Origin of the sequence: Spiroplasma sp. ChiS, assembly GCF_002968355.1 — a bacterium.
GTDB classification, from domain to species: domain Bacteria; phylum Bacillota_I; class Bacilli_A; order Mycoplasmatales; family Mycoplasmataceae; genus Spiroplasma; species Spiroplasma citri.
The window spans coordinates 1-5,018 of the sequence record NZ_PUUH01000311.1 but is presented as its reverse complement, the minus strand read 5'-3'; the positions used below and the strand labels follow the sequence as shown (position 1 = coordinate 5,018).

Annotated in this window: 8 protein-coding genes; 7 read left to right on the top strand and 1 reads right to left on the bottom strand. The window is 25.7% G+C overall.

Translation table 4 applies throughout. The annotated features are described in order from the left end of the window. A partial coding sequence (locus C6B38_RS10435; protein ID WP_162475948.1) for a hypothetical protein occupies positions 1 to 649 on the top strand: 649 nt, incomplete at its 5' end. A gap of 283 nt (positions 650 to 932) precedes the next feature. On the opposite strand, the gene C6B38_RS08770 is transcribed toward C6B38_RS10435, so the two are convergent. Further along, positions 933 to 1,673 carry a hypothetical protein gene (locus tag C6B38_RS08770; protein ID WP_105299338.1) on the bottom strand — a complete coding sequence of 247 codons (741 nt, stop codon included), beginning with the start codon at positions 1,671 to 1,673 and terminating at the stop codon, positions 933 to 935. Positions 1,674 to 2,019: 346 nt separating this feature from the next. Here C6B38_RS08770 and C6B38_RS08765 point away from each other — a divergent pair, with 346 nt between their 5' ends. From C6B38_RS08765 to C6B38_RS08740, 6 genes are all read left to right on the top strand, one after another. After that, positions 2,020 to 2,253 (top strand): hypothetical protein, encoded by a 234-nt coding sequence (locus C6B38_RS08765; protein ID WP_105299337.1) that lies wholly within the window; start codon positions 2,020 to 2,022, stop codon positions 2,251 to 2,253. After that, the gene (locus C6B38_RS08760) at positions 2,240 to 3,019 is read left to right on the top strand and encodes a ParA family protein (protein ID WP_162475947.1); all 780 of its coding nucleotides are present in this window, start codon (positions 2,240 to 2,242) and stop codon (positions 3,017 to 3,019) included. The genes C6B38_RS08765 and C6B38_RS08760 overlap by 14 nt, the downstream gene beginning before the upstream one ends. A gap of 2 nt (positions 3,020 to 3,021) precedes the next feature. Then, entirely contained in the window at positions 3,022 to 3,279 is a 258-nt protein-coding gene (locus C6B38_RS08755; protein ID WP_105299335.1) for a hypothetical protein, read from the top strand. A gap of 342 nt (positions 3,280 to 3,621) precedes the next feature. Further along, entirely contained in the window at positions 3,622 to 4,008 is a 387-nt protein-coding gene (locus C6B38_RS08750; RefSeq protein ID WP_105299334.1) for a hypothetical protein, read from the top strand. Positions 4,009 to 4,150: 142 nt separating this feature from the next. Continuing rightward, positions 4,151 to 4,666, top strand: coding sequence for a hypothetical protein (locus C6B38_RS08745; protein ID WP_105299333.1), 516 nt, complete (start codon positions 4,151 to 4,153; stop codon positions 4,664 to 4,666). 129 nt (positions 4,667 to 4,795) lie between these two features. Next, a partial coding sequence (locus tag C6B38_RS08740; protein ID WP_146693377.1) for a hypothetical protein occupies positions 4,796 to 5,018 on the top strand: 223 nt, incomplete at its 3' end.

Here is a 5,018-nt window from a genome sequence, read left to right as displayed (position 1 = left end):
GTTTAGTTATAAAGTGATTAATCAACTTGATGAAAATAAACATATCTCTAATTTTTACTTACCGAAAAAATGTGTTCGCCAACACCCTACCCGCCAAGACAGCTATAAAGTCAAAATTTATGACAAATTTATTTGTGTGCCTAAAATAATGTGTTTTTTAGACAAAACTGGTAAATACTTTTTGGTTGGTCTTGATATGTTTTTTAACTACTGAATTTATAACACGCGTGATAATAACAAATACCACTTGGCGGGTTATCAAGCAATTAAAGACACTGCAATTAAAGAATTTCATTATTTAACTGTGTCTGCTTGCCGCTACGAAAAAGAAGAAGCAACAACCCCTTTTTTAAGTGGGTTAACTTACCAACAAGCGCGCGAACAAATTTGCGCTGAAAGCGACAAATTAAAAGCAGAATACCAAACCTTCGTAAAAACTAAGTATTCTGCTAACAGTGAAAATTTGTCTACCAGAGAAAATAATTCTCTTGTTGATAAGTTTAACACTGTTTACGAAAAAAACAAGGGCGACCCACAAAAAAATATCTGATGAAGAACTCGAACAATTATTAGCGGAATTAGACAAATTAGATTAATTCCCCTATCGAGTTCTTCACTCCCCTATCAACAAAGCAGAGAACTTGCATAAAACCACAGAGTAGCAAGACAACGAATAAACAAACGTAAGATATGGTCTTTATCATATCGTTTTTGCTGTTTGATAAAACACGATTTTTTTCTTTTTTTCTTTCAGTATAAAACCAAAATAATTATCATTACTATATCAAAACAACATATATTAAAAAAAATGAAAAAACTAATTACATTTGACAAGAACAACACACCTAACGAAATATGAAATAAAGTAAAATAAATAGAGTATGTATACATACTCTATTTATTTTTTAATATTTGTTATCAATTAAGAGAATTTATTGAACAAAATAATATATTTGTAAACCAACTATTACTACTCCAATTATAATTCCAATAGCTGTTCCAGCAATAATTAAAGGGGTAGCGCCTCTAATTACTCAACCTACTAAAGTAACAAAATTTATATTTAGAGCTTTATAAGCACCAATAATAACAGAATATTTATTTATTATATTTCCAATAATTCCAATAGCTGCTCCAGCAGTACCTGAACTTAATAAAATTATTGGTTTATTAAGTTGTTTTCTTATTTCTTTGGTGAATGAATAAGGAACCCCTTTAGTACTTGGAAAAAAAGAAAAATAACTTTTTTCATCATTGGTATTTAATTGATAATAATCTTGTTTTGTTTTTTCTATAATGTTATTAATTAAATCAAAATTATCAATTATTTTTTCAGAAATAGCATTATATGAATTAGAATTTAATCTTCAATCTTGTCAAACTCCGTTATTTAAAATATCAATAAAATTAATGTTAAATATTTTTTTTTGATATTTAATATTTTTTTTATTTTTTATATAAATATCGTGATATAATTCTTTAATTTCATTTCATCTTTTTTTTGAAAAGGTAAAAAATATTTTATTAGGTTCACGAAGAAAAAATTCATAATTAATTGTATCTTGGTAGTATTCCTTTTCCTGTTCTTTTTGATAAGGGCTAGCGGCAATTGTTGTTGGGATAGCAGTTCCACTAATTGTTAATACACTTAATAAACTTAAAATTTTTTTCATTTTGTATATTTTCCTTTCTGAAATTGTTATTATTTTTTATTGCTAAGTTGATATTTAATACATTTTGATACAAAGTAATTTTATCATAAGAAAATGATTAGTATTCTTGTGAAATATTTAGAGCAATATAAACTTAATAATTTAACATAGTCACCTAATTAAAAACCTTATTTTATAAGGTTTTTTTGTTGTTTGTTTTGCTATTGTCCTCTGTGGCGCATTGAAAATTATTTTCGCGGGTAAATGACAATAAAAATAATTTAATGTTATTTATTTTCATATTTTATATTATATAATTAATAGAATAAATTATATTAATTATATAATAAAATAGAAAGGAAAAAAAATGCCAGTAATAAAGAAAAAAAGTACATTAGAAATGATTGATAATTCTGTATCTTTTAAGAATAAAATAAAATATAATAAAAAAGTTTTATTACCTAATACAACTTGTGATTTTTATCTAGTAAAAAATTTCAAAAAAGAAGCACAGCAAAGAAAATGAAAAATGTCTACTTTAATGAATGAAATTCTTAAAGAGCGTTATGGAAAGGAAAACAATAATAATGAAGATGATTAGTTTTGCAGTAAAAAAAGGTGGGGTCGGAAAAACGACATTATGCAAAAATGTTGCCTATAAATTTGCCCTAGATAATAAAAAAGTTTTATTAATTGATTTAGACACCCAAGCAACAATTTCTTTTGGTGTTAGTAATAAAAACATAGACTTTAATAAAACTTTAAATAAAGTCATTTTAGACTTAGAAGAAATAAAAGTTAAAAAAGTAATTCAACCAACGAAATATAAAAACATTGATATTATTGTTGGTGGGGAAAAACTACGAAATATAAATTTGTTAATTAAAGAATTATATGATAATTATCAAAACAACAAAGAAAATATAGATGAAAACATTTATTTAACAAATAAAGATACTTTTGATGGTTATGATTATGTGTTGATTAACTATCCACCAACTGTAGATGACTTTTCACTAGATTGGTTATTAATTAGTGATTTAATTTTAATCCCAATAAATGAAGGTGTAAGTAGTTTTAAAGGAATATTAGATTTAATTAATAGTTTAAAATATATGGCAAATAAAACTGAACGAAATATACCAAAACATAATATTATTTTTAATAATATAAAAGATAATGAAAATTTAGAAATAATAGAAAGTTATTTAAAAGAAAAAAAATTTTTTCATTTCTGTATTCCTTTCCAAATTAAAAGTTCTAAGTCTTTTTTATCTGCTGAAAACGAATTAGCGAGTATTTGAGATAGTCAATATTATTGGCGACAGAAACAAGCATACGAAGAACTCATCAAGGAAATCAAATAACTATGAAAAAAGTAGATGAAAATATTTGTATTGCTCCTCACTGTGAAGAAATAAGATTACTTGTAATGCCAGCTTTTTCTATGTGTGGCGAACACGAAAAAAAATTTATGGAATATATTGATAATTTACCTTTTATCCCTGAGTTACACGAAGTATTAGAAACTGACAAAGAAGCACATTTTCAATTTATACTTAAAAATTTAAGTGATTTTTTTGAAAAATTAGAAAAAGAATGATATAGAAAAAACGAAAGTAGATAAAATAACAATGAAAAAAAGTAGATAATAAAGACACTATCAATCATAATTTAATGATTGTTGATATTGATTTACAAAAGTGTTTGAATTGTAGTTTTGTTATTCAAAAAGTCGATGATGAGTGATTTACGATTAACACAGGGGATAAAAACTGTCAGAAATAACAAATTATCAAAAAAACCACACCTATAAATTAGATGTGGTATAATAATAATAATAATAGTAAGCGACTTCTTCTTTTACTGCTTCTCAAATTTTATTATAACCTATTTTACTGGGGTATTTTGTTTGTACTTTTGATACTCTTGTAAAATATGTTAGAAATTGCTTGTGGAAATAGTGCGGTTGTGCTATTCTCTTTTTTATTTAGAAAGAAAAACAACAATTAAAAAATTACTAAGTATCTTAACAATAACTACGCTGACAGCGAGCATTCCCGCCCCGTTGCTTGCCAACAAAACACTAATTCGTGTTAAGCGCGATGTTAGTACTTTGACATCAAATGCAAATAACAATTATCTACCAATAAAAGAAATTAACGGAGTTAATGATAAAGTTCAATCAATTACAGTTGATACTAAAAATAACATTTATTTTGGAACTGATGATGGTGCGTTTGTGTTGAAACAAGATTCAGACACACTAACCAACATTGCTGGTATTAATGATAATATTACTTCTCTTACGATTGATAGTAAAGACAACATTTATTTTAGAACCAACAACAAGTAATAATTTGAAACAAATAAAAAAATATTTTAATTATTATTGTTTTTTTATTAAAAAAGAGTTATAAATAAGGTAGATAAAGCATGAAAATGACCTTATCAGTACCAAATAATAACAATTTAATACAGAAAGAAGGTAATTAATTATGGGAACATTATTAAGTATTTTAGGTTCAATCGGAATTATCAGCAATGGTGCTAGTGCTGTTACAAGTACTACAAATTATGTTGTTATTAAAGATAGTGCTATTAAAAGTTTACTAAATGGTTTTGAAACATCGTTACAAAATGGTTGATATGAATTTAGTGAAGTTACATTATCTTTATTAAAAAAATATGTTTATATACCAGAAGGATTGGAAACAAGTGATATAATTCCATACCTTGAAGAAATAGGTTATGTAGTATCAAGTGAAGTATTAACAGTTGAAGAAACACTAGCAGATGAAGTTGCTGTTGAGGGTGGTATTCTTGCTGGTTCCTTAGGAACGGCGGCTGAAACTTTGGGTATTTCATTAGCAATTGGTGCAGCAATTTATGGTGGTTATTATGCTTATCAGCATTGAGATAGTGTCAAACATTTTGCTAGTGAAACACTAAAAACAACAGAAAGTTATATTGCATCAACAACTAATTATTTAAAAAGTTGATGATCATTTTAATTATTTAAATTAATTTAAGCCAAATAATTTAACTTAGTTTTCCACAAAAAAACTCTTATAAAATAAGGGTTTTTTTTACTGGTTTTTCTATCGTTGCTTTGTGGAATTATCATATCAATAACTTTAACAATGTTAGAACAAGCGGAATGAGACAACAAGATAACTTTAGATAAATTTAATTTTGCTAATATTCAATATAACTTAAATAGTACGACTTATGAAAACTTAAATAAATATTTAGATAATATTGAAATAAAAAGCAAAGAATTAAATTATCTTAGTCGGGTAATTGAAGTCTGCGGGTCTACCATTCGTGGAGCACAAAAAAAACCGAAGGAATTATTGAATTATT